Raw genomic sequence first — 20,406 nt, 5'->3', positions numbered from 1 at the left:
AAATGCAAAAAGGGCGCCCTGTTTCCAGAACGCCCTTCAGCACCGCTGTCTGTGAAGAAGGAGGAGTTACAGACAGCGATCAGCCCGACATACAATGCCAGGTTCACCGGCTTGCATGATCAATTCGTGGCTTACCGCACGAGGCAGCGCGCGGGCCATGAAAGCGCGCGCGGCATCCGCCCGATCCGCATAATAATCAGGCGACTGGTCTCCGGACGCTACCGTGGCCACGCGGGCGATCCGCGCGGACATCCAGGCGGAAAGGCTCAGCGCCACAATTTCCAAATAGTCGCATGCCCCCGACAGCACATCGCCCTGCGCCGCCCCCAATACCCAGTCGGTCGACCGGCCAAGCCGTGTTGCCGCGTCACGCAAGTGGGTCTCGACATCAGAGAGGTCTGGGCCCAGTTTGCCCGCCTCGTCCAGCATGTCGGCGATCAGCCCCTTGATGACGGCACCATTGTCTCCGCGCACTTTACGCATGACCAGATCCCGGGCCTGAACCGCATTTGTACCCTCGTAGATCTCGGTGATCCGAACGTCGCGCACCAATTGCTCAACGCCATAATCTTTGATGAACCCGTGACCTCCATGCATCTGCACAGCCTCGTTCGCCATGCGCGAGCCCATGTCAGACAGATAGGATTTGATCACCGGGGTCAGCAGCGACAGCCGCGTATCAGCTTCTTTGCGCAGTTCCGGGGTCTCGGCACGATGTGCCGCATCCAGCAGACTTGCGCCAAAATAGGCCAATGCTCGGGCTGCATCCATCTCACCTTGTGCGGTCAGCAGGCGACGGCGTACATCCGCATGGGCGATCAGCGGATCGGCGGGACCGTTTGGATTCAAAGGCTCCCCATCCGCGCGGCCCTGGAGGCGTTCGTGGGCGTAGGCTGTTGCCGTCTGCACAGCAGCCTCGGCCACGCCCAACCCCTGCAGCCCAACTGACAGGCGTGCGGCGTTCATCATTACGAACATTGCGGCCAGACCTTTGCCTTCTTCGCCGACGATCCAAGCCTTGGTATCTTCAAAGGAAATGGCGCAAGTGGGCGAGCCGTGGATGCCCATCTTATTCTCAATCCCGGCAATGGTGATCGTATTGCGTTGATCCGTCGTGTTGTTGTCTACGTCCAACATGTATTTCGGAGCCAGAAACAAAGACAGTCCACGCGGGCCAGGCTGTGCACCTTCGACCCGGGCCAGGATCAGGTGGGCGACGTTTTCCGACATATCGTGGTCGCCCCATGTGATGAAAATCTTGTTGCCGGTGATGGCATAAGATCCGTCATCATTCCGCAGCGCCTTGGTACGGATCAGCCCCAGATCTGTGCCGCAATGCGGCTCGGTCAGGTTCATGGTTCCGGCCCAGTTGCCGCTGGTTAGCTGCGGGCAATAGACCGCCTTCTGTTCTTCCGAGCCGTAGGCCATCAGGGCCTCGACCACACCGAAATTCAACTCGTGTATCAGAGCGAATGCCAGATTGGTTCCGGCCATCCCCTCGCGCAAGGCGGCATGTAGGACGAAGGGCAGTTGTTGGCCGCCAAACTCCTCCTCTAATGCAAGCGCGTTCCAACCGTCTTCGCAGAACACCTTGTAGGCGTCGCCAAATCCCGGGGCGGCATAGACCTGACCGTCTTCAAGCCGCGCGCCGGGACTGTCCCCCGCCTCGTTACAAGTGGCAAGGTTGTCGCGCACGAAACCGTTAATCGCGTCAACGACAGCAAAGAACGTGTCTTTGTCGCAGTGTTCGTACCCCGGCAATGCCAGCGTCTTGTCGAGGTCCAGCACCTCGTCCAACAGAAAGGTAATGTCCCGCTGGGGGAGTTGATAGTCCATACCTATAATCCCTCAGTTTTTCAGCGGCTTACCGGTGGTCATGGTGTGACGCATCCGCTCGATGGTCTTGTCCTGACGGATCAGGCGCATCATGCCGTCGGCTTCCAGTTTGTGCAGCGCCTCTTCGTCCAAAGTACCACCGTCCCCGCCCGCCAGCACATGCGCCGTCTCGCGGGCTATTTCGACCGTGTAGGGTGCGTCGGGCATGGCATCAGCTAGGGCGGCCAACTTCGGCTCCAGCGCGGCATTGATTGCGGCGGCATCGAGCGTGATCTCGGCCATGGACGCAGGCTGATACCCATCGGCCAGCGCCAGCGCCGCCGCCTTTGCCTCAGCCAGCAGGCGGTCGCGGTTCATCACCACTCCGTCGGTGGCCTTCAGATAGCCCGCATGCTGCGCCATCGGAGCGGAGCCGGTCATCAGCGCCACCGAGATCACATCGAATGCAGCCTCGGCCCCTTTGACCGGGTCACCCAGTTCTGCCGTTTTGCGCAACAACAGCGCTGTTGTGCCACCCCAAGCCGGCAGCAGACCGACGTTGGCCTCAACCAATCCGATGTTACTTTCGAGCGCGGCCATAACCCGATCCGAATGCATCAATATCTCACAGCCACCGCCCAAAGCCAGCCCACATGCGGCCGAGACCACAGGAAACGGCGCATACTTGATCTTGCGCATCGTGGCCTGACCGATTGCCAACTGCCCTTCAACCAGGTCCAACTCTCCGGCATCGGCACGGTCCAACGCCTTTTTCAGGTTCGCACCCACCGAAAAGTGGTTGCCGTCCGACCCGATGACCATCGCCTTGAAGTCGCGGCCCACAACGTCCAATGCCTCGCTGACACCAGTCATCACCTGATCGTCCAAAGCCGCATTGGGCGCGGTGATCGTCAGCAAAGCAACGCCATCCCCCATATCGTGCAGCGCCACCGCTTCGGTCTGAAACTCCGGGGCATCCGTCAGGTCTGAGGCAAAGATCATCCCCGGCCCGCGCGGCACTTCTGCCTGCTCGCCCGAAGGCAGCAGTACCTTACGGTCACGGCCCATTCCCGAGTAAATCCCGCCGCGTTCCGCAGCAAGCTCCAGCAACGGCGGCACATCCAGACCTTCAGACTTCAGCCTGGCGACAATCTTGTCTGCGCCAATCTTGTCGATCAGCTTGAAAGGACCCATGCGCCAGTTGTACCCAAGCTCCATCGCGGCATCGATATCGGCCGGGTTGGCGGTGATTTCGGGCACGCAATAGGCCGCATAAGACAGCGCTGGCCCCATGACGGCCCAAGCATAATCAGCCAACCGATCACCGGCTTGATCAATGAAGTCGACACCGAAACTCTTGGACAGGTCCGGCCCCTTGGCCTGCGTACGATAGTCAAGCGTCGCCAGATCGACTACTTCAGCCACGGTTTTTCCGTTTGCATCCTTTGATCGACGATAGAACCCTGCGCCCGCCTTGCGACCAGCTAACCCCTTGGCAGCCATCTGATCGAACAGCTCCAGACCCTTAGTATGGAGTTGCTGCGGGTCTTCGGATTCAAGCAGGTTGCGCATGGACAGGCGCGATTTGCCCATCAGATCGATGCCGATCAGATCCATCAGTGCAAAAACGCCCGTTCCGGGCACGCCGAAGGGACGAGCCAGGACCGTGTCAGCCTCTTCCACGGTGATACCACGAGTCACTGCCTCGCGGGCAGCAGCGTTCATCCACAACCCACCCAGACGGTTGGCAATAAAGCCCGGGCGGTCATTGCAGGGCACGACAGTCTTGCCCAAGCACTTGTCGCTGAAGGCACGGGCACGTTCCGCAGCCGCCGGATCGGTATCGGGTCCGGTCACCAGTTCGATCAGGCGCATGTAACGCGGCGGGTTGAAAAAATGCACGATCACAAAGCGCTTGCGCAGGTCATCGCCCATCTGGCTGACCAGATCGGCCAGTGGAATGGTCGAAGTATTCGAGCTCAGCAACGCATCGTCCCGCAGGTAGGGCGCGATTTTCGCATACAGCGCGTGTTTGATGGCGAGGTCTTCCAGGACGACCTCAACAACCCAATCACAGTCGCGCAGCTGTTCCAGATCATCCTCGAGATTGCCCGCCGTTAGCCGCGCCGCGTAGGCCGGATCCGCCAACTGTGGCGCGCGGCCTCTGGTCATGCGCGCGATGGCACTCTTGGCCAGCATCGAGCGATCTTCCGCATCTTTGGGCACGATATCCAGCAGGACCACTTCGGCGCCTGCGTTGGCGAAGTGCGCGGCGATCCCCGCCCCCATCACACCCGAACCGATAACGGCGACTTTGTTGATCGCGCTCATTTACAGAACCTCGAACAGGCCAGCCGCACCCATGCCACCGCCAATACACATGGTGGCGACAATGTATTTCGCGCCGCGTTTCTTGCCCTCGATCAGTGCGTGGCCGACCATGCGCGTGCCCGACATGCCATAAGGGTGGCCCACCGAAATTGCGCCGCCGTCCACGTTCAGGATCTCATTCGGGATACCCAGCTTGTCGCGGCAATACAGGGCTTGCGACGCGAACGCCTCGTTCAGTTCCCACAGGCCAATATCGTCCATCTTGAGGCCGTTGCGCTCCAGCAATTTCGGGACCGCAAAGACGGGACCGATACCCATTTCATCAGGTTCGCAGCCCGCAACCACGTAACCCATGTAGCGGCCCAGCGGTTCTAACCCGCGCTGCTCGGCCAGCTTCTCCTCCATCACGACCTGCGCCGATCCGCCGTCGGACAGTTGCGAGGCGTTGCCGGCGGTGGTCCACTTGTCCTCTCCCATCACCGGGGCCAGTCCGGCAAGGCTTTCCAGCGTGGTCGAGGGGCGGTTGCATTCATCCTGGGTCAGCGTGACCTCTTCGTAAGTGACCTCGCCAGTTTCCTTGTTCTTATTCGCTTTGGTGACAGTGATCGGTACGATCTCGTCATCGAACTTGCCTGCTGCCTGCGCAGCGGCTGTGCGCTGCTGCGACTGCAGGGCAAACTCGTCCTGCGCCTCGCGGCTGATGCCGTAGCGATCTGCCACAGTATCCGCAGTGCGGATCATTGGATGGTAGAAGCCCCGCACGTTTTCCTTGATCCAGTCTTCGGCCAACCGGTGGGTGTTTTCACGGCCCATCACCAGAGAGATGCTTTCAGCTCCGCCACCGACAACCACGTCACAGCCATCCACCATGACCCGCGAACAGGCCCGGGTCAGTGCCTCAAGGCCCGACGAGCAGAAACGGTTGACCGTCTGACCCGATGCCGTCACCGGCAGGCCGGCCCGCATCGCAACCTGACGGCCCAGATTGCCACCATTCGCGCCTTCGGGCACGGCATTGCCAATGATCACATCCTCAATCTCAGACGGGTCGACCCCGGAGCGTTTAACCGCTTCGGCGACGGCATGGCCGCCATAAACGGCGGGGTGAGTGTCATTGAGAGCTCCGCGAAAGGCTTTGCCAATTGCAGTACGGGCGGTCGAGACGATAACGGCAGAACGCATGATAGAGATCCTTGAAAGGCTGAATTTAATTGTCGGTGGGCAGCTTGTAGTCGGCGTATTGATCACGCAGATGCAGCTTGGAGACCTTTCCGGTGGCGGTGTGCGGAAGCTCGGCCTGGAACACCACGTCATCAGGGGTCCACCACTTGGCAATTTGGCCGTCATAAAGCGCCAGAATGTCTTCGCGACTGATCTCCGAGCCCTCGCGTTTGACCGCTACGATCAGCGGGCGTTCGTCCCATTTGCGGTGCTTGGCGGCGATACAGGCAGCCTCCAGAACATCAGGATGGCTCATGGCGATGCTTTCCAGATCAATTGAGGAAATCCATTCCCCACCCGATTTGATGACATCCTTTGTCCGGTCGGTCAGGCGCAGATATCCCTGTGGGTCGATTGCGGCGACGTCACCAGTCGAGAACCAACCGTCCTCGGTGAATGCATCGGCACCTGCCCCGCCCCAATAACTGCTGGCAACCCAGTGACCACGAACCTGCAGCATGCCCGAAGCAATCCCATCGTGGGGCAGCAGTTCGCCTTCGTCATTGACGATGCGCATCTCAACGCCATAAAGCGCGCGGCCCTGTTTGGTCTTGATCTGCAACTGCTCGTCAATGGGCAGCTTGTCCTCGCCCCATTTGAGCATGGCCAGCGAGCCAACCGGCGACAGCTCGGTCATGCCCCATCCGTGAACGACCTCTGTCTCGTGACCTTTCTCGATCTTTTCGATCAGCGACAGCGGAGCCGCCGAACCACCCATCATCGCCCGTTTGACCGTTTTCAGTCTCTCGCCGCGCTGGTCGAGGTATTCGTACAAACCCAGCCAGACTGTCGGTACACCCGAGATCATCGTGACCTCTTCGCCGTCCATCAGTTCTTGCAGCGGCGCGGGGTCCATGCCCGGTCCTGGCAAAACCAGCTTGGTTCCGTTCATGATGCTGGCGTAGGGCAGACCCCAGGCGCAGGCGTGGAACATTGGCACGACTGGCAAAACCGCCTCTCGCGCCGTCAGAGCCAGCCACTCGCCTCCAGACACGCCCATCGCGTGCAGCACCGTCCCGCGATGGGAATACAGCACACCTTTGGGATTACCGGTGGTGCCAGAGGTATAACACAGCGCCATGGCGGCGTTTTCATCGAGTTCGGGCCAGTCATAGACGTCCGGCTTGCCGGCGATCAGGCTCTCGTAATCGCTGACCGACGTCTTCATTTGCGGCACTTGCTCCGGGCCTGTCAGGCTGTACCAACCCTGAACAGTTGGGCAGCGTTCTGATACGGCGTCGATCAAGGGCGCGAAGGTGGTGTCGAAGAACATATGCGTGTCTTCGGCGTCATTGATGATGAAGGCGATCTGGTCGGGATGCAGGCGCGGGTTGATCGTGTGGCAAATCGCTCCGATACAGGCCAGCGCATAATACAATTCAAGATGCCGGTTGTTATTCCAGGCCAGCGTTGCGACGCGGTCCCCAGGACCAACGCCCAATTCAGTCAGCGCGTGCGCCAGTTGCTGCGTGCGGCGCCCCATATCCGCAAAGCTGTAGCGGTCGATTGTCATATCCGAGTTGCGCCAGACAATCTGCGCTTCGGGATGTGCGCGCATGCCATGACGGAAGATGCTGGTCACCGTCAGCGGCATCGTCATGATCTGGCCGGGGATTGTTGCTTTGTCGGTGCTCATTTTGCCTCCCAAATTTTTTGTTGCCAGCATCTGCCTCGGTTACAGAGACGCTGGCGTCATCTCTCCGATGTCCCGTTCAATCCGCCACGACATCTGCAAAACGCCCAAGTCGTCGAACCGGTTTCCGACCAGCTGAATGCCGATCGGCAACCCATTTCGATCTAGTCCCACGGGGATGCTGGATGCGGGTTGTTCTGTCAGGTTGAACAGGAAGGTGTTGGCCCAGCTTTCGAACGGCTTGTTGGGGTCAGACCCCGGCAGTTCTGCGGCAAAGGCGGTGTTCGGTGTCGACGGCAACAGGACGAAGTCGTGTCCGTCAATTAGCGCCAAAGCACGTTCACGCAACGATTGCATGTGATCGAAGTTGCGTTGATGCTCAACCGCCGTCAGGGCCCGCGCGTCATAGCTCCAATCGCGTATGTAAGGCGTCTTTGCCTGCTCATCCTCGGTCTGACGCATCAGTTCGGACAGAGTGCGGACCTTATAGAACGCCTCAGTCGGTTCCCAATCGGTTCGGCTGAACGGCGCGGTTTCATGATAGGTGATCTGGGCGCCCATATCCCGCAAAACCTGCGCCGTTCGCTCGAGCGCGGCACGAACATCTTCGGCCACCGGTTCGCCCAAGCCTAGCTCTGGAACAACAAGAACAGACAGGTTTTCACGGTCGCCACGGGTCAAACGCGAAACATAATTCATCCCGTCCCGGGCCAAGGCGGTGAAGTCACGCCCATCCGCGCCGGTCAGAACATTCATGTGCAACGCGACATCGCCAAAACTACGCGCCAGCGGTCCTGCGGTGATGGCCGGGCTGTTACACACATAGTAGGGAACCCGGCCTTGGCTCGGCTTCAGCCCGGCCAGCCCGCAATACGACGCCGGCAGGCGGATCGAACCCACGATGTCGGTGCCAATCGAGAGCGGCTCGATCCCGGCGGCGACGCTGGCTGACGCGCCCGAGGACGACGCGCCGGTCGTACGCGACAAGTCCCAGGGGTTGCGCGTGACGCCATGTTTGGAACTGACACCGCCGGCCAGAATACCATAGTCGCACATAGTGTTTTTGCCGAGGATCACGGAACCGGCCTCGCGCATCCGGGCAACCGTCGGATGGTCGGTGGTGTTCACCACGACCGCTCCTGCAGCGGAACCGCGATAGGCTGGCATGCCAATGCAATCCAAGGCATCCTTGACCGTCGTCGGCACACCGTCGAGCGGTCCCAGCGCCTCATTGCCATGCCAGCGCTGTTCTGAGGCGCGTGCCGAATCCAGCGCGCGTTCAGCATCCAGATGATAGATCGCGTTGATCTGCGGATTGACTGCAGCAATCCGATCCAGCGCGGCCTGCGTGACCTCGACCGGGGAAAGTTCCAGCCGGGCAAAGGCCTGCACCATCGCACGCGCCGATAGTTGGGAATAAGGGGCCGTCATGGGTGAGAATTCTGGCTCGATCAGATGGGGTGTCAGTCTTCGGTGCGCTGGACGTAGTAGACCTTGGCGGCGATCTTCCAGCCCTCGCCGGTGCGGACCAGCGACAGATAGTCGATGAAGTAGCGCGGCTGAACGGCACAATCGATCTTGACCATCGCCGTGTTCGGGCCGGACTGATCAATCGAGATTGTGTGACCGTAGACGGGATAACCTTTGGACTTGGGGCTTTCGCGGCCACCGATGACTTCTTTGTACTTGTCCAGTGTCATGTGGATGTAGCTGCCATCTTCGTTGGCGCAGGTCAGGTCACATTCCGGCAGGAACATCTGGTCTACTTTTGTGATGTCGCCGTCATGCAGGTTTTCGATATAGGCCTGCATCAGAGCTTCGATATCGGCAAATGCGGTCATGGAATGTCCTCGGTCGTAAGTATCTGGGGGTGTCAGCTGTCAGGCTGCCTTGTCGGTGAGCAAAGCTTGACGGTACCGCTTGAGGTCTTCGATCGTACCGACCTTGAGGCCGTGGCGGGCTCCAAACTCCAGCAAGTCCGGCAAGCGCGCCATTTCACCGTCATCCCTCATGATCTCGCAGATCACTCCGGAATCGCCTTGCCCCGACAGGCGGGCCAGATCGACGGCGGCCTCGGTGTGGCCTTCCCGCTCCAATACGCCGTCAGGTTTTGCCACCAGAGGGAAAAGGTGACCGGGCGAGACTAGGTCAACCGAAGACCCAGTATCTGACGCCAAGAGCGCAATGGTCCGCGCCCGGTCGCTGGCGGAAATGCCAGTGGTGGTGCCTTCTTTTGCGTCCACCGAAATGGTGAACGCCGTATGATGGGGGTCGGTGTTCAACGCTGCCATCGGTCCCAGATTGAACTTTTCAGCCCTTTCCGGCGGGATCGCCATGCAGATCAGGCCCCGACCAAAGCGCGCCATGAAGTTCACGGCGGCCGCGTCGGTGCAGGCGGCAGGGATCACCAAATCGCCCTCGTTCTCGCGGTTTTCGTCATCAACAAGAATGACCATGCGGCCCTGCGCGCAGTCCGCAATGACATCTTCGATGGGCGACAACCGATAAACCTCGTGCAGGTCGAACATGATCTTTTCCTTAACCGTTCAGAGGTTTGATGACGCCTTCGGCAAATTCGATCAGAGCCTCCTGCTCAATCTCGTCGCCGAAATAGTTCACGTGGTGCCACACGAAGAATTCTTCTATCTGATACCGTTCGGCCAGTTCGCCGACCTGATCGAGAACCTGCTGGCGCGAACCATCCCAGACGCGACCCAGCGGCACGTGATACGGCGGCGCGTCGTAGGCTGAGAACCATAGGTTGTCGAACATCTCGCGATACTGCCTGGTCTTGGCGGGGGTCTTGCCCATCATCAGATGCGCGCCCAAGGCCAGAACGTCGTTGTTTGTGGTCTGCGTCAGTCCGTTTTCATGCGCTGCCTGCAGGCAATTCTCCAGGATCACCGGCATGAACTCTTCTTTGTCGGCGGTCACGAAGGATACCATCTTGGCCCCTTCCGAGGACCAAAACTTGGCGGTTTCCATCGAGTAAGAGAACGGCGCATACACCTTTGGGTGCGGTTTTTGCAGCGGGCGCGGAACGATACCCGATTTGCGCAGGATCTTGTTTTCATCGACCGGGTTGTCACCACCCCACAGCTTGGTCGGATTAAACTCCCACTCGACGTTCGACGGGAAGTTCCAGAATTCGCCCTGATGTTCGGTCAGGTCATCAGTCCAAAGCGACTTGATCAGACGCCAGTTTTCATACAACGCGCGTCGGTTGCGCTGGTCTGCCTCGGACTTGTCGGACTCGGCCGAGGTGATGTCCAGATGCTGCCCCATGGTTGCTGTCCAACGCGGTGTGTTCCCGCGTGAGAAACCCGCGAAGACGCGACCGCCAGTCATGTGATCAAGCATGGCGATGTCTTCAGCCGTCTTGATCGGGTTCATCGCCGTGAGGTTCATTCCCAGCTGACCCACTGTGAAGTTCTTGGTGTGCTGAGCGATGTACATGTTCCAGAACAGCGGGTTGGTTGTGCATTCCACACCTTCGACCTGCATGTGATGCTCTGTCAGGCAGAAGCCGTCATACCCAAGCTCTTCGGCCAGTACCATCTGATCGCGCAGCGTGTGCATCATCTTGTTGAACCGCGTAGGATCACGCCCGGCAAGCTGGGTGTCCTCGCCATGCTGGCGCGCGAATGGAATGGCGAGAATCTTGAACTTCATACAGGCGTCCTCCGGCGTGTTATTGAACGTTCACTAACACTCTCATGAGGCCGCCAAATTCGTCAAGCCCCGAAATGTCTTTCCCTGCGTCGCCCGGGCACTGCGACGATTTCCAACTGGACAAGACATAAGGATTTCAACATGTTGCCTCGGGGCAAGATCCTAAGGAGGCAGGCCGGGTGTTTTTATATTCAGCAGCGCAAGTCGATGAATTCATTAAGAAATCACAGCTGGATGGCGTATGCCTAGCGCTGGCGATTGATGCTGCGCGGGAAGAACTGAAGCGCCTGGGTGACACATTGCATCCGACTTTGATCAACACCTCGGCCACGAATCTGGCGACACCAGGACAGGGCCAGATCGAAGCCCAGGCCTTGCGAATGTCGCCAGAGGATTCGCCGCTGACATCTTACCGTGTTTCGATCGTTCAGGCCGGTCGCAAACCGGGCGAGTCCGCCACTCTGATGGAAGTGACCTGTACGTTCTCGGTTGACACCGATCTGATGGAAACACCGAAAACCACTCAGGCCGAAAAACCCGCCCGCGCCCTGTCCGACACAGCCGAGGAGCGGCGGCGGCAGATATTTGAAGGCGCTTGCAAGGTGATCGCCAAGCACGGGTTCGGCAATGCCTCGATGCGCGAGATCGCCAAAGAATCCGGGCTGTCGGTTCCGCTCATGTACAAGTACATCAAGGACAAGGACGATATCCTGCATCTGATCACCACCATGTGCATGCAGGACATTATCGATTTCTTTGATACCGGAGAGCTGTTCACCGGACCCGCAGATCAGAACCTTGAAAAGGCTGTAGACCGGTACATCGACTACATCGGCGAGAATCGTCGCTATATAAATCTGGTCTACTCAGAAACACGCTCGATGTCGGCCGAGAACCGCGCGCGTGTATTCGACATGGAACGCGACTTCATGGGACGCTGGAAAGGCATTCTGGATCAAGGGGTCGAGCAGAAGGTGTTCCGCCCCATGAATACGGAATTGATGGCGAACTATCTGTATTTCCTGTGCAACGTCTGGTCCCTCAGGCACTGGAGCATTGGCAAGTTTCCCGAAAGTGAAATCCGCACCAGCCTGAAGGCCTTGATCATGGACGGCGTTCTGGCCGAGTCCGATCCTGCCAAAGCGGCAAAACCCTGAATTCTGTCGTTTCCGGGCAATTTAGTCGCAAACCAACTTGCGGCATGATCCGGTCGAAGCAAAAATACGCTTATGACTATGATCTGTGCTCCAAATCGTCTGGACCGCCGCGCAACCGGTTGTGACCTCGTCGTCAGCGGGTGATCGCAGGGGCTGTGCGCCCTTTGCTTTCTGCCTAGACAATGGACAATTCGGATTACTTCATGACATCTCAATCGTTGCGCCTGGCCATCGACATTGGCGGCACCTTTACCGATACGGTACTCGTCTCGGGCGACGAGACCATACTGGCTTCGACCAAGACACTGACAACTCACCAGAATCCGGCCGATGGCGCGATGGAAGGTGCAATGCGTGTCATGGAACAATCGGGCCGTGCCCTAAGCGAGTTAACGGGTTTCATCCATGGAACGACACTGGCGACCAATGCACTGATTGAACGGCGCGGTGCCGTTGTAGCGACGGTCACGACCGAAGGGTTCAGGGACATTCTGGAGATCGCCTACGAACGGCGCTATTCACAGTACGATATCAACCTGGAAAAGCCCGACCTGCTGGTGCCCCGCGAACGGGCGCTGACGATCCGGGAACGGATGTCCGCCGACGGTAACGTGTTGATTGACTTGGAAGACAGTGCCGTCGACGCACTGCTGGACGATCTTGATGCCAGCGGCGCCGAGGCCGTCGCAATCTGCTTCATGCACGCCTATGCCAACCCGTCGCATGAACGCAGGTTGCGTGACATCATTGCAGAAAAGCGACCCGATCTCACGGTGTCTATCTCGTCCGAAGTCAGCCCCGAGGCACGTGAATTCGACCGGCTCTGCACCACAGTCGCCAACGCATACATCCAGCCATTGATGGAAAGCTATCTGGCGCGGTTTGTAGCTCAGTTTGAATCTGAGGGCGTGTCCTGTCCGATCCTGATGATGACTGCGGGCGGCGGGATGTGCACCGTTCAGACAGCCGCACGCTTTCCTATCCGTCTTGTTGAAAGCGGGCCTGCGGGCGGAGCTATCCTTGCCGCGCGCATCGCGGCGCGTGCAGGGATCAACGAGGTTCTGTCTTTTGACGTTGGTGGCACGACTGCCAAGCTTTGTCTGATAGACAATGCACGACCTCAAACCTCGCGCCAGTTCGAAATCGCGCGGGCAGCGCGGTTTATCAAAGGTTCGGGTATGCCAGTGCGCATCCCTGTGATCGAGATGATCGAGATCGGCGCTGGCGGCGGCTCCATCGCCGGTGTTGACCGGCTGGGGCGGCTGACCGTTGGGCCGAAATCGGCCGGATCGGAACCCGGCCCAGTGGCCTTTGGACGGGGTGGCACCGAACCAACGGTGACGGATAGTGACATCGCTTTAGGCTATATCGTGCCGGACACATTTGCCGAAGGGTATATCAAGATCGATCCTCAAGCCTCCAAAGAAGCGCTGAGCAGGGTGATTGGGTCTCGGCTGGATACCGACGCGACGGGATCAGCCGATGGGGTCAGCAGGATCGTCGACGAGAGCATGGCCAGTGCCGGCCGGATGCACGCCGTGGAGTCGGGTAAAGACCTTGGTCCCCGCACCATGATTGCCTTTGGCGGCAACGGCCCGCTTCACGCCAGTCGCGTGGCGCGATCCGCTGGTGTCAGTCGAATTGTGATCCCACCCAATCCGGGCGTCGGCTCGGCAGTCGGTTTCCTCTTCGCACCAGTCAGCTTCGAGATCGTGCGCTCGCGCTACTCGTTGCTGGAGACACTGGACCTCGACGGAATCAACTCTCTGTTTGCCGACATGATTGCCGAGGCCAGTGGTGTTGTCGCTCAAGGTGCGGGCGATGCCCCCACCGAGACGCAGCGCACCGCCTTCATGCGCTACAACGGTCAGGGCCACGAGATCGAAATCGCGCTGCCCGACCGCGTCCTGACAGCCGATGACATCGATCCCCTGATTACTGCTTTTGAGGCGGAATACCGCAAGCAATTCTCGCGACCGGTGCCGGGAATGCAGATCGAGATCCTGAACTGGGCCGTGCGCGTGGCCACGCCGGACTCCGAAATACCTGACCTGCCCGTAACACCATCTCTGACCACGATCACGCCTGCTGAAACGCGGCCCATCACCTGCGACGTGGACGGGAAAGCAAAACTCGCTGGCTTTGTGCCGCGCGACAGCCTGAACCCCGGCGATCGGGTCTGTGGCCCTGCGCTGATCACCGAACCGCAGACCACCACGCTGGTCTCGGCCGACTTTTCGGCGCAAGTGGACGCCATTGGAAACCTCGTCCTGATCCAGGACCAGAAAGGAGGCGCATGATGACTGCCGATCTTTCCCCCGCCCGCCTGCAAGTGATGTGGAACCGCCTGCTGGCCGTGGTCGAAGAGCAAGGCCAGACCCTGATCCGCGCGGCGTTTTCACCCATCGTACGAGAATGCGGAGACATCTCTGCCGGGATTTTCGACGTCTCCGGGCGAATGTTGGCACAGGCCGTCACCGGCACGCCGGGCCATATCAACACAATGGCCGAGGCGGTGATGCATCTGCGCGCGCATTTCCCTGTGCAAAACATGAAGCCCGGCGACATCTACATGACCAACGATCCCTGGCTGGCCTCCGGGCATCTGAACGATTTTTTGCTGATGATGCCCGCATTCAAGAACGGTAAGGTTGTGGGCTTTACCTCCTGCACATCACATCTGGTCGATCTGGGGGGCCTCGGTATGGGGCCAGAGGGCTCGGACGTCTATGACGAAGGTCTGCTGATTCCGCCCTGCAAACTGGTCGTAGAGGGCGTACCGAACGCCCTGCTGCTGGACATTGTCCGCGCCAACAGCCGCGAGCCGATTGCAAACGAAGGTGATATTTACGCGCTGATCGCTTGCTGCGAGGCCGGGGTGAACCGGTTAGTCGATATGATGGACGAATTCGGCATCGACGATCTGGACCGGCTGGGCAGCTATATCATCGACACTTCGCGCCGAGGTACGCTGGAGGCGATCGCCGAGGTTCCGGAAGGCGTCTACAAGAATGCGCTGAAGATGGATGGTTACGAGAATGAGCTGGAACTGCACGCAACCCTGACCGTCAGCAAGTCGGGCATGCATGTGGATTTTACAGGCACTTCGGGCTGTTCGCGCAAGGGCATCAACGTGCCGCTCAACTATGCCACCGCCTATACCGTTTTCGCGCTGCGCTGCATCGTCGGCTCCGATATTCCAAACAACGCCGGATCGCTGGAGCCATTCACCGTGGACGGACCGAAGGGCTGCATCCTGAATGCGCAACGCCCTGTGCCGGTTGCCATGCGGCACACGCTGGGACAGGTAACGCCCGATCTGGTGCTGGGCTGCTTGCATCAGGCGCTTCCCGATGCGGTCCCGGCCGAGGGCGCATCGTGCATGTTCGATCTACCGATGCGCCATGCCCCCGAAGTGGCCCGCGATGGTGGCCGCGAGTTTGCGGTCGAACCGGTCCACAACGGCGGCACTGGTGCACGGCCTCATGCAGATGGGCTGTCCGCCACCGCCTACCCCTCGGGCGTATTCGGCAGTCAGGTCGAGATAACCGAAAGTGTTGCGCCCGTCACCATCTGGCGGCGCGAGTTGCGTCCGGATTCCGGCGGCGCGGGCAAGTATCGCGGCGGGCTGGGCCAGAGGATCGAGGTGACCTCGGCCAATGGTGCGCCTTTCATTGTGTTCCTCTCAGTCGAGCGCCTTAAGTTTCCGGCGCTTGGTCGCAGGGGCGGACAACCCGGCGCCCCCGGGTGCATTCGATTCCGTGACAGCGAAAGTGACATTCCAGGCAAAGGTGAATTGCGGGTTGAGGACGGCGATTACCTGATCTTTGAAACCCCCGGCGGCGGCGGCTTCGGCCTTCCGGCGGAACGCGATGCACAGGCAGTTGCCTTGGATCTCAAGCGCGGATTGATCAGCGAAGACGGCGCAAAAGCCTATGGAGGTGCGACATGATCCGCCCGGTCCCCCATGTAGGCGCAATGGCCGCCTATGCTCTGGCCGATCTCGGTGGTGAAGGGACAATCTCGTTGGCCCAGAACGAAAGCGCCTTTGCCGCAAGCCCTGCTGCAATCGCAGCGGGCCGATCCGCGATGGCGGACCTGCCGCTTTATCCCGACCCGGAATGGCCTGAACTGCGCACCGCAATCGCCGATGTGCACGGGTTGGATCCAGCACGGGTGCTGTGCGGCGCGGGTTCCATGGAATTGATCGGTTGCCTGATCCGGGCCTATGCCGGGCCTGGTGACCGCGTGCTGGGAACGGATTATGGATACGCCTTCGTCTCATCCGCCGCAGCGCAGGTGCAGGCTGACTACGTCAAAGCCCGTGAGATCGACCTGACCGTATCCGTGGATGACATCTTGGCCGCGATTAGGCCTAAAACCCGGATCGTCTTTGTCTGCAATCCCGGCAACCCCACTGGCACATTGATCCCGAATGCCGAAATCCTGCGCCTGCGGGACGGATTGCCCGGAGACGTTCTTCTGGTCGTGGATCAGGCCTATGCAGAGTTTTCCGACTACGCAAATGACCCGGCCGAGATTTTCGCTCTGGCAGTCCGGGGTGATACCGTGGTGATGCGCACGTTTTCCAAGGCGTACGGTTTGGCAGGCGCGCGCGCGGGCTGGGGGTATTTCCCGCCAGAGATAGCGAACGAAGTGCGCAAGCTATTGAACCCCAACAACATTTCTATCGCGTCGCAAACTGCTGCCGCAGCCGCGATGCGCGATCAGGACCACATGAAGGACGTGGTTTTCCGAACGGCTGGGATCCGGGGCCGGTTTGCCGAAGATTGCCGGGCATTGGGCCTGACTGTCCCCGAAAGCCATACCAATTTCGTGCTGCTGCGCTTTGCCTCGGCGGAAGACGCGCATCGTGCAGATGCAGCCCTGCGTGCCGAAAACCTGCTGATGCGCGGCATGGGGGGATACCGGCTGGCTGATTGTCTGCGCGCCACGATCTGCGAGACACCAGTAATGGATCGCTGTCTGGCCATCCTGAAAGGAGTTCTGAAATGACCGAGACCCGAACTACCGCGAAGATCGGTGTTCTGGTGCCTTTCACCAACACCAATCTTGAACCGGATATGGAACTGCTGCGTCCGCCGAACACGACGGTCCATTTCCAGCGCATGGGCGGCTATGACGTGGACGAGGTTCCTGGCTCGGACCAGATGGCCGGATTAGGGGCATCCGATATCAGCCATGACCTGCGGATGATCTCGGGCGTTCGCCCCGATGTGGTGCTGTATGGCTGCACCTCGGCAACGCTGACACATGGACCATCCTTTGACGCCGATCTGGCGCAACAGATCAAGGCTGGCTCAGGCGCTAAGTCCTTAACCGCAGCCGGTGCGCTGATTGCCGGCATCAAAGCGGTTGGCGCGACAAAGGTCGGTTTCTCTTCGCCTTATCTGGGTGAAATCAACGATCAAGCGATAGATTTCTTGGCCCATAACGGCATTGAAACCGTCAACCGCGCCGATATTGGTCGCGAACTTGGCAATTATGGGCAAGGAGAACTGACGCCGGACGAGGTGTTTGATCTGGCCTGTCAGGCCGATCATCCGGATGCTCAGGCAATTGTCCTGAGCTGTACCGACATGCGCTCGGTCGAGGCGGTCGAACGTATCGAGGCCGCTTTGGGCAAACCGGTCGTCACGTCCAATCAGGCAATGATGTTTGGTTTGATGAAAGCCCTGAATCTGCCCCGCCACGATGCCCTGCCCGGGAGTCTGTTCGATAACCTTTGACTTGGATCGGGGCACGGCAACCACCCTGCCCCGGTCAGCCCCTAGGGTTCTCCACTGCCGATCTCTTCGCGGCGATTGGCGATATAGGCGTCCAGCTCTTCACGTATCGCCGGGTCCATTTCCGGGGCCTGATATTCCCGCAAAGCCTGCTGCCAGAGATCTGTCGCCCGTTGCAATGCGTCTTTTGCCCCGGCAGCCTCCCAGTTTTCATAGTTCTGCCAGTCCGACAGCATCGGCTTGTAGAACGCGGTCTCATACCGCGCCATCGTGTGTTCGGTGCCAAAGAAGTGCCCCCCGGTCGGCACTGAACTAATCGTATCAAAGCCCAGTTCGTCGGCATCGAACTTAATCGGCTTGAGAAACTCCATCATGTTCTGGATGATTTCGACGTCCATTATGAATTTCTCGTAGGAAGCCGTAAGGCCGCCCTCTAACCAGCCCGCGGCGTGATAGACAATATTTGCACCGCCGAGAACCGCGCCCCAGGTCGCCATCATTGTCTCATATGCGGCCTGAAGGTCGACCACGTTCGACGCATTGGCGTTCGATGTTCGGTACGGAATACCGTAGCGCCGCGCCAGTTGGCCACCCACGATGTTGGCTTTGGCGTTCTCCGGTGTGCCAAAGGCCGGGGCGCCGGATTTCATATCCACGTTGGACGTGAACGAGCCATACATGACCGGCGCTCCGGGGCTGACCAGTTGGGTCAGAACAACACCGAACAGAGCTTCAGCATTCTGCTGCGCCAGCGCCGCGGGCAGAGTGACCGGTGTCATCGCCCCCATCAGGGTGAACGGCGTCACCGTTACAGGCTGACCGTATTCCGCCATCGCAATCAGGCCATCCCCCATTGCATCGTCGAAAAGACGTGGCGAGTTGACCGATATGATCGTAATTACACCGGGATCACCGCGCATCTCTTCGGGCTTTTGTCCGCGCGAGATCGCCATCATGTTGATCCCATCCATCGCCCGCCCGCGCCCGATAGCGGTGCAGTGAAAGCTCAGATCGCTATACGTCAGATTGGCGTTGTAGGTATCCAAGTGGCGGTTGTTGGCAGGCATTTCAATCGGTGCCATCACCTGATTGCCGATCAGATGTATCGCATTAAAATGATGGGCCAAGCGGATGAAATTACAGTAATCATCGAAATTGCCCTGACGTCGCCCATTGATACAGTCGTGAACGTTCGGAGGCCCCGCCACCAGCCCAAAATTTACGTGATTGCCGCCTAGCGTGATCTGCTTGGCGCGATTGCGCGAGGTCAGAGTGAATTCGCGCGGAACTGTTTTGAGGGCTTCCAAAACGATGTTCTCATCCATACGGATCGTCTTGGTGTCTCGGTCGACAATTGCCCCGGCGCGCTCAAAGATATCCATGACGTTGTCGCCCATGACGCGGATGCCCGCCTCGGACAGGATCCGCATCGAAGTCGCATGCAATTGGTCCATCTGGTCAGGGTTCAGCAACTCGAACGGCGGGTACTCATTGCGGATCTGTTGCCACGGCAGCTGATCAACACCCGCTGCGTTGCGGCCAGATTTACCGCGACGTCCGCCTCCGCGTCTTTCTCGTGCCATGTTCTGTCTGCCCCCGTTTCCGATTCTGGATGTAGCCGAAATGCGCTCGGCTGCGCGGTTCAGCACTTTCAAAAAGTACCAACCGCAGAAGCCCTGTTTTGCCACTTAGCGACGCTTTTATGTCGGAAAGAGAGCATGAGGATTTCTCACGCCTGCACGAAAAAAATCTTGGGGCATTGGGTCGGGAACTTTTGCAGCTTAGCCTTCGCATCCTGTCGCATTTGGCACCTGAGAGGTGTCGCGATTGGACAAGATACCCCACTGCTGCTTTCCCTATGCAGGTCATTAGCCGCTGGGAGAAACCCGATAATGATGAACCTGCCCCACCTCACCTTCCTACGGTCATTCGAAGCTTCCGCACGACACCTGAGTTTCACCAGTGCCGCCGAAGAGCTGAACTGCACCCAATCTGCGGTCAGCAACCACGTGCGGTCCCTAGAGGAATTCATCCAACGCCCGTTATTTGTGCGCCACCCCCGCTCTCTGTCACTTACAGACGTCGGAGAAGCCTATTTGCCGTCTGTGCGACACGCTCTGCAAGAAATCGACGTCGCAACCCGATCCGTTAGCCAACGCCCGCACACCCGAAAAGTGGTCATCTCCTGCCCGTTCAGTCTGGCGGAAAGCTGGTTGCCGGACGTGATCCGCGAGTTCAACGCGGCTCATCCTGATATTGATCTGACTGTCCACGGGACGGTTTGGACCGACGTGGAAAACAGCGTCTCTGATGTCTCGGTCACGATTCATCATGTCGACGAAGCGACCGCTGATATGAAACGATTGTGGGTGGAGAAACTGACAGTCGTCTGCGCGCCGGGCTTTACAGTGGATGGAAAGCCGCTGCGCGATCCGAAACAGTTGCGACGTACGCGCCTGATCCACATTCTCGGTCGGCCTGCCTATTGGGAACTTGTCAGCAAGTATTTTGGCCTGACCGACCTGAACCTGAACGAGGGCCAGCGAACAAACGCCTCCAATCTGGCAATGGAATTGGCGGTGCGGTCCCTGGGCTGTGTCGTTTTGCCAAAATCTCTTACCCGTTCTTATGTGGCACGCGGAGTGTTGATCGAACCCTTCGAAATCGATCTGACCAGCCCATGGGCCTACTATTTCACGGCCAAGGACAAGCTTCCAACACCTTCGGTACAACTGTTTCGGAATTGGTTGTTGAAGGCTGCCGCTGACGAAAAGTGGTTCGATTGCGACATGTCGAAAGCCTGAAAACCAGATTTCGAAATGTCTGTTTT

At 59.1% G+C, this 20,406-nt stretch carries 15 protein-coding genes; 6 read left to right on the top strand and 9 right to left on the bottom strand.

The features are described from left to right. Nucleotides 1-66 precede the first annotated feature (66 nt). Genes MHN28_RS09600 through MHN28_RS09565 form a run of 8 tightly spaced genes read right to left on the bottom strand, consistent with a single transcriptional unit; the run spans nt 67 to nt 10,672 of the window. The gene (locus tag MHN28_RS09600; RefSeq protein ID WP_239338402.1) at nt 67-1,836 is read right to left on the bottom strand and encodes an acyl-CoA dehydrogenase family protein; all 1,770 of its coding nucleotides are present in this window, start codon (nt 1,834-1,836) and stop codon (nt 67-69) included. Nucleotides 1,837-1,848: 12 nt separating this feature from the next. Beyond that, nucleotides 1,849-4,146 (bottom strand): 3-hydroxyacyl-CoA dehydrogenase/enoyl-CoA hydratase family protein, encoded by a 2,298-nt coding sequence (locus MHN28_RS09595; RefSeq protein ID WP_239338400.1) that lies wholly within the window; start codon nt 4,144-4,146, stop codon nt 1,849-1,851. Further along, nucleotides 4,147-5,328, bottom strand: a complete 1,182-nt coding sequence (locus MHN28_RS09590; RefSeq protein ID WP_239338398.1) for an acetyl-CoA C-acyltransferase — start codon at nt 5,326-5,328, stop codon at nt 4,147-4,149. 25 nt (nt 5,329-5,353) lie between these two features. Next, nucleotides 5,354-7,003: a long-chain-fatty-acid--CoA ligase gene (locus MHN28_RS09585; protein ID WP_239338396.1), complete on the bottom strand. Its 1,650-nt coding sequence runs from the start codon at nt 7,001-7,003 to the stop codon at nt 5,354-5,356. Nucleotides 7,004-7,042: 39 nt separating this feature from the next. Further along, on the bottom strand, nt 7,043-8,431 hold the full coding sequence (locus MHN28_RS09580; protein WP_239338393.1) for an amidase family protein: 1,389 nt from the start codon (nt 8,429-8,431) through the stop codon (nt 7,043-7,045). 32 nt (nt 8,432-8,463) lie between these two features. Further along, nucleotides 8,464-8,841: a nuclear transport factor 2 family protein gene (locus MHN28_RS09575; RefSeq protein WP_239338390.1), complete on the bottom strand. Its 378-nt coding sequence runs from the start codon at nt 8,839-8,841 to the stop codon at nt 8,464-8,466. Between the two features lie 39 nt (nt 8,842-8,880). Next, nucleotides 8,881-9,528, bottom strand: coding sequence for a 3,4-dihydroxy-2-butanone-4-phosphate synthase (ribB, locus tag MHN28_RS09570; protein WP_239338387.1), 648 nt, complete (start codon nt 9,526-9,528; stop codon nt 8,881-8,883). 10 nt (nt 9,529-9,538) lie between these two features. Next, nucleotides 9,539-10,672, bottom strand: coding sequence for an LLM class flavin-dependent oxidoreductase (locus MHN28_RS09565; protein ID WP_239338384.1), 1,134 nt, complete (start codon nt 10,670-10,672; stop codon nt 9,539-9,541). A 179-nt stretch (nt 10,673-10,851) separates the two neighbouring features. Here MHN28_RS09565 and MHN28_RS09560 point away from each other — a divergent pair, with 179 nt between their 5' ends. From MHN28_RS09560 to MHN28_RS09540, 5 genes are all read left to right on the top strand, one after another. Further along, nucleotides 10,852-11,829, top strand: coding sequence for a TetR/AcrR family transcriptional regulator (locus tag MHN28_RS09560; protein WP_239338381.1), 978 nt, complete (start codon nt 10,852-10,854; stop codon nt 11,827-11,829). Between the two features lie 203 nt (nt 11,830-12,032). Then, nucleotides 12,033-14,129 (top strand): hydantoinase/oxoprolinase family protein, encoded by a 2,097-nt coding sequence (locus tag MHN28_RS09555; protein ID WP_239338378.1) that lies wholly within the window; start codon nt 12,033-12,035, stop codon nt 14,127-14,129. After that, complete coding sequence (locus MHN28_RS09550; protein WP_239338375.1) at nt 14,129-15,781, top strand: hydantoinase B/oxoprolinase family protein; 1,653 nt, start codon at nt 14,129-14,131, stop codon at nt 15,779-15,781. The genes MHN28_RS09555 and MHN28_RS09550 overlap by 1 nt, the downstream gene beginning before the upstream one ends. Next, on the top strand, nt 15,778-16,845 hold the full coding sequence (locus MHN28_RS09545) for a histidinol-phosphate transaminase (RefSeq protein ID WP_239338373.1): 1,068 nt from the start codon (nt 15,778-15,780) through the stop codon (nt 16,843-16,845). Before MHN28_RS09550 ends, MHN28_RS09545 begins: the two co-directional genes overlap by 4 nt. Continuing rightward, on the top strand, nt 16,842-17,579 hold the full coding sequence (locus MHN28_RS09540; protein WP_239338371.1) for an Asp/Glu racemase: 738 nt from the start codon (nt 16,842-16,844) through the stop codon (nt 17,577-17,579). The genes MHN28_RS09545 and MHN28_RS09540 overlap by 4 nt, the downstream gene beginning before the upstream one ends. 41 nt (nt 17,580-17,620) lie before the next feature. Here MHN28_RS09540 and MHN28_RS09535 read toward each other — a convergent pair whose 3' ends face one another. Then, on the bottom strand, nt 17,621-19,159 hold the full coding sequence (locus tag MHN28_RS09535; protein ID WP_239338369.1) for a trimethylamine methyltransferase family protein: 1,539 nt from the start codon (nt 19,157-19,159) through the stop codon (nt 17,621-17,623). Nucleotides 19,160-19,468: 309 nt separating this feature from the next. Between MHN28_RS09535 and MHN28_RS09530 the strand changes: the two genes are divergently transcribed. Next, nucleotides 19,469-20,380 (top strand): LysR substrate-binding domain-containing protein, encoded by a 912-nt coding sequence (locus MHN28_RS09530; RefSeq protein ID WP_239338367.1) that lies wholly within the window; start codon nt 19,469-19,471, stop codon nt 20,378-20,380. The last annotated feature ends 26 nt before the right edge of the window (nt 20,381-20,406 follow it).

It is taken from the genome of Ruegeria sp. Ofav3-42 (assembly GCF_022347725.1).
Lineage (GTDB): Bacteria > Pseudomonadota > Alphaproteobacteria > Rhodobacterales > Rhodobacteraceae > Ruegeria.
Note: the sequence above shows the minus strand (reverse complement) of the source record. Positions and strands in the feature narration are given on the sequence as shown.

What these genes read in the sequence shown, in the direction of transcription:
- MHN28_RS09565 (WP_239338384.1), bottom strand. Translation starts at nt 10,672, where the DNA reads ATGAAGTTCAAGATTCTCGCCATTCCATTCGCGCGCCAGCATGGCGAG.
- MHN28_RS09555 (WP_239338378.1), top strand. Translation starts at nt 12,033, where the DNA reads ATGACATCTCAATCGTTGCGCCTGGCCATCGACATTGGCGGCACCTTT.
- MHN28_RS09580 (WP_239338393.1), bottom strand. Translation starts at nt 8,431, where the DNA reads ATGACGGCCCCTTATTCCCAACTATCGGCGCGTGCGATGGTGCAGGCC.
- MHN28_RS09600 (WP_239338402.1), bottom strand. Translation starts at nt 1,836, where the DNA reads ATGGACTATCAACTCCCCCAGCGGGACATTACCTTTCTGTTGGACGAG.
- MHN28_RS09530 (WP_239338367.1), top strand. Translation starts at nt 19,469, where the DNA reads ATGATGAACCTGCCCCACCTCACCTTCCTACGGTCATTCGAAGCTTCC.
- MHN28_RS09575 (WP_239338390.1), bottom strand. Translation starts at nt 8,841, where the DNA reads ATGACCGCATTTGCCGATATCGAAGCTCTGATGCAGGCCTATATCGAA.
- MHN28_RS09535 (WP_239338369.1), bottom strand. Translation starts at nt 19,159, where the DNA reads ATGGCACGAGAAAGACGCGGAGGCGGACGTCGCGGTAAATCTGGCCGC.
- ribB (WP_239338387.1), bottom strand. Translation starts at nt 9,528, where the DNA reads ATGTTCGACCTGCACGAGGTTTATCGGTTGTCGCCCATCGAAGATGTC.
- MHN28_RS09540 (WP_239338371.1), top strand. Translation starts at nt 16,842, where the DNA reads ATGACCGAGACCCGAACTACCGCGAAGATCGGTGTTCTGGTGCCTTTC.
- MHN28_RS09595 (WP_239338400.1), bottom strand. Translation starts at nt 4,146, where the DNA reads ATGAGCGCGATCAACAAAGTCGCCGTTATCGGTTCGGGTGTGATGGGG.
- MHN28_RS09545 (WP_239338373.1), top strand. Translation starts at nt 15,778, where the DNA reads ATGATCCGCCCGGTCCCCCATGTAGGCGCAATGGCCGCCTATGCTCTG.
- MHN28_RS09590 (WP_239338398.1), bottom strand. Translation starts at nt 5,328, where the DNA reads ATGCGTTCTGCCGTTATCGTCTCGACCGCCCGTACTGCAATTGGCAAA.
- MHN28_RS09585 (WP_239338396.1), bottom strand. Translation starts at nt 7,003, where the DNA reads ATGAGCACCGACAAAGCAACAATCCCCGGCCAGATCATGACGATGCCG.
- MHN28_RS09550 (WP_239338375.1), top strand. Translation starts at nt 14,129, where the DNA reads ATGACTGCCGATCTTTCCCCCGCCCGCCTGCAAGTGATGTGGAACCGC.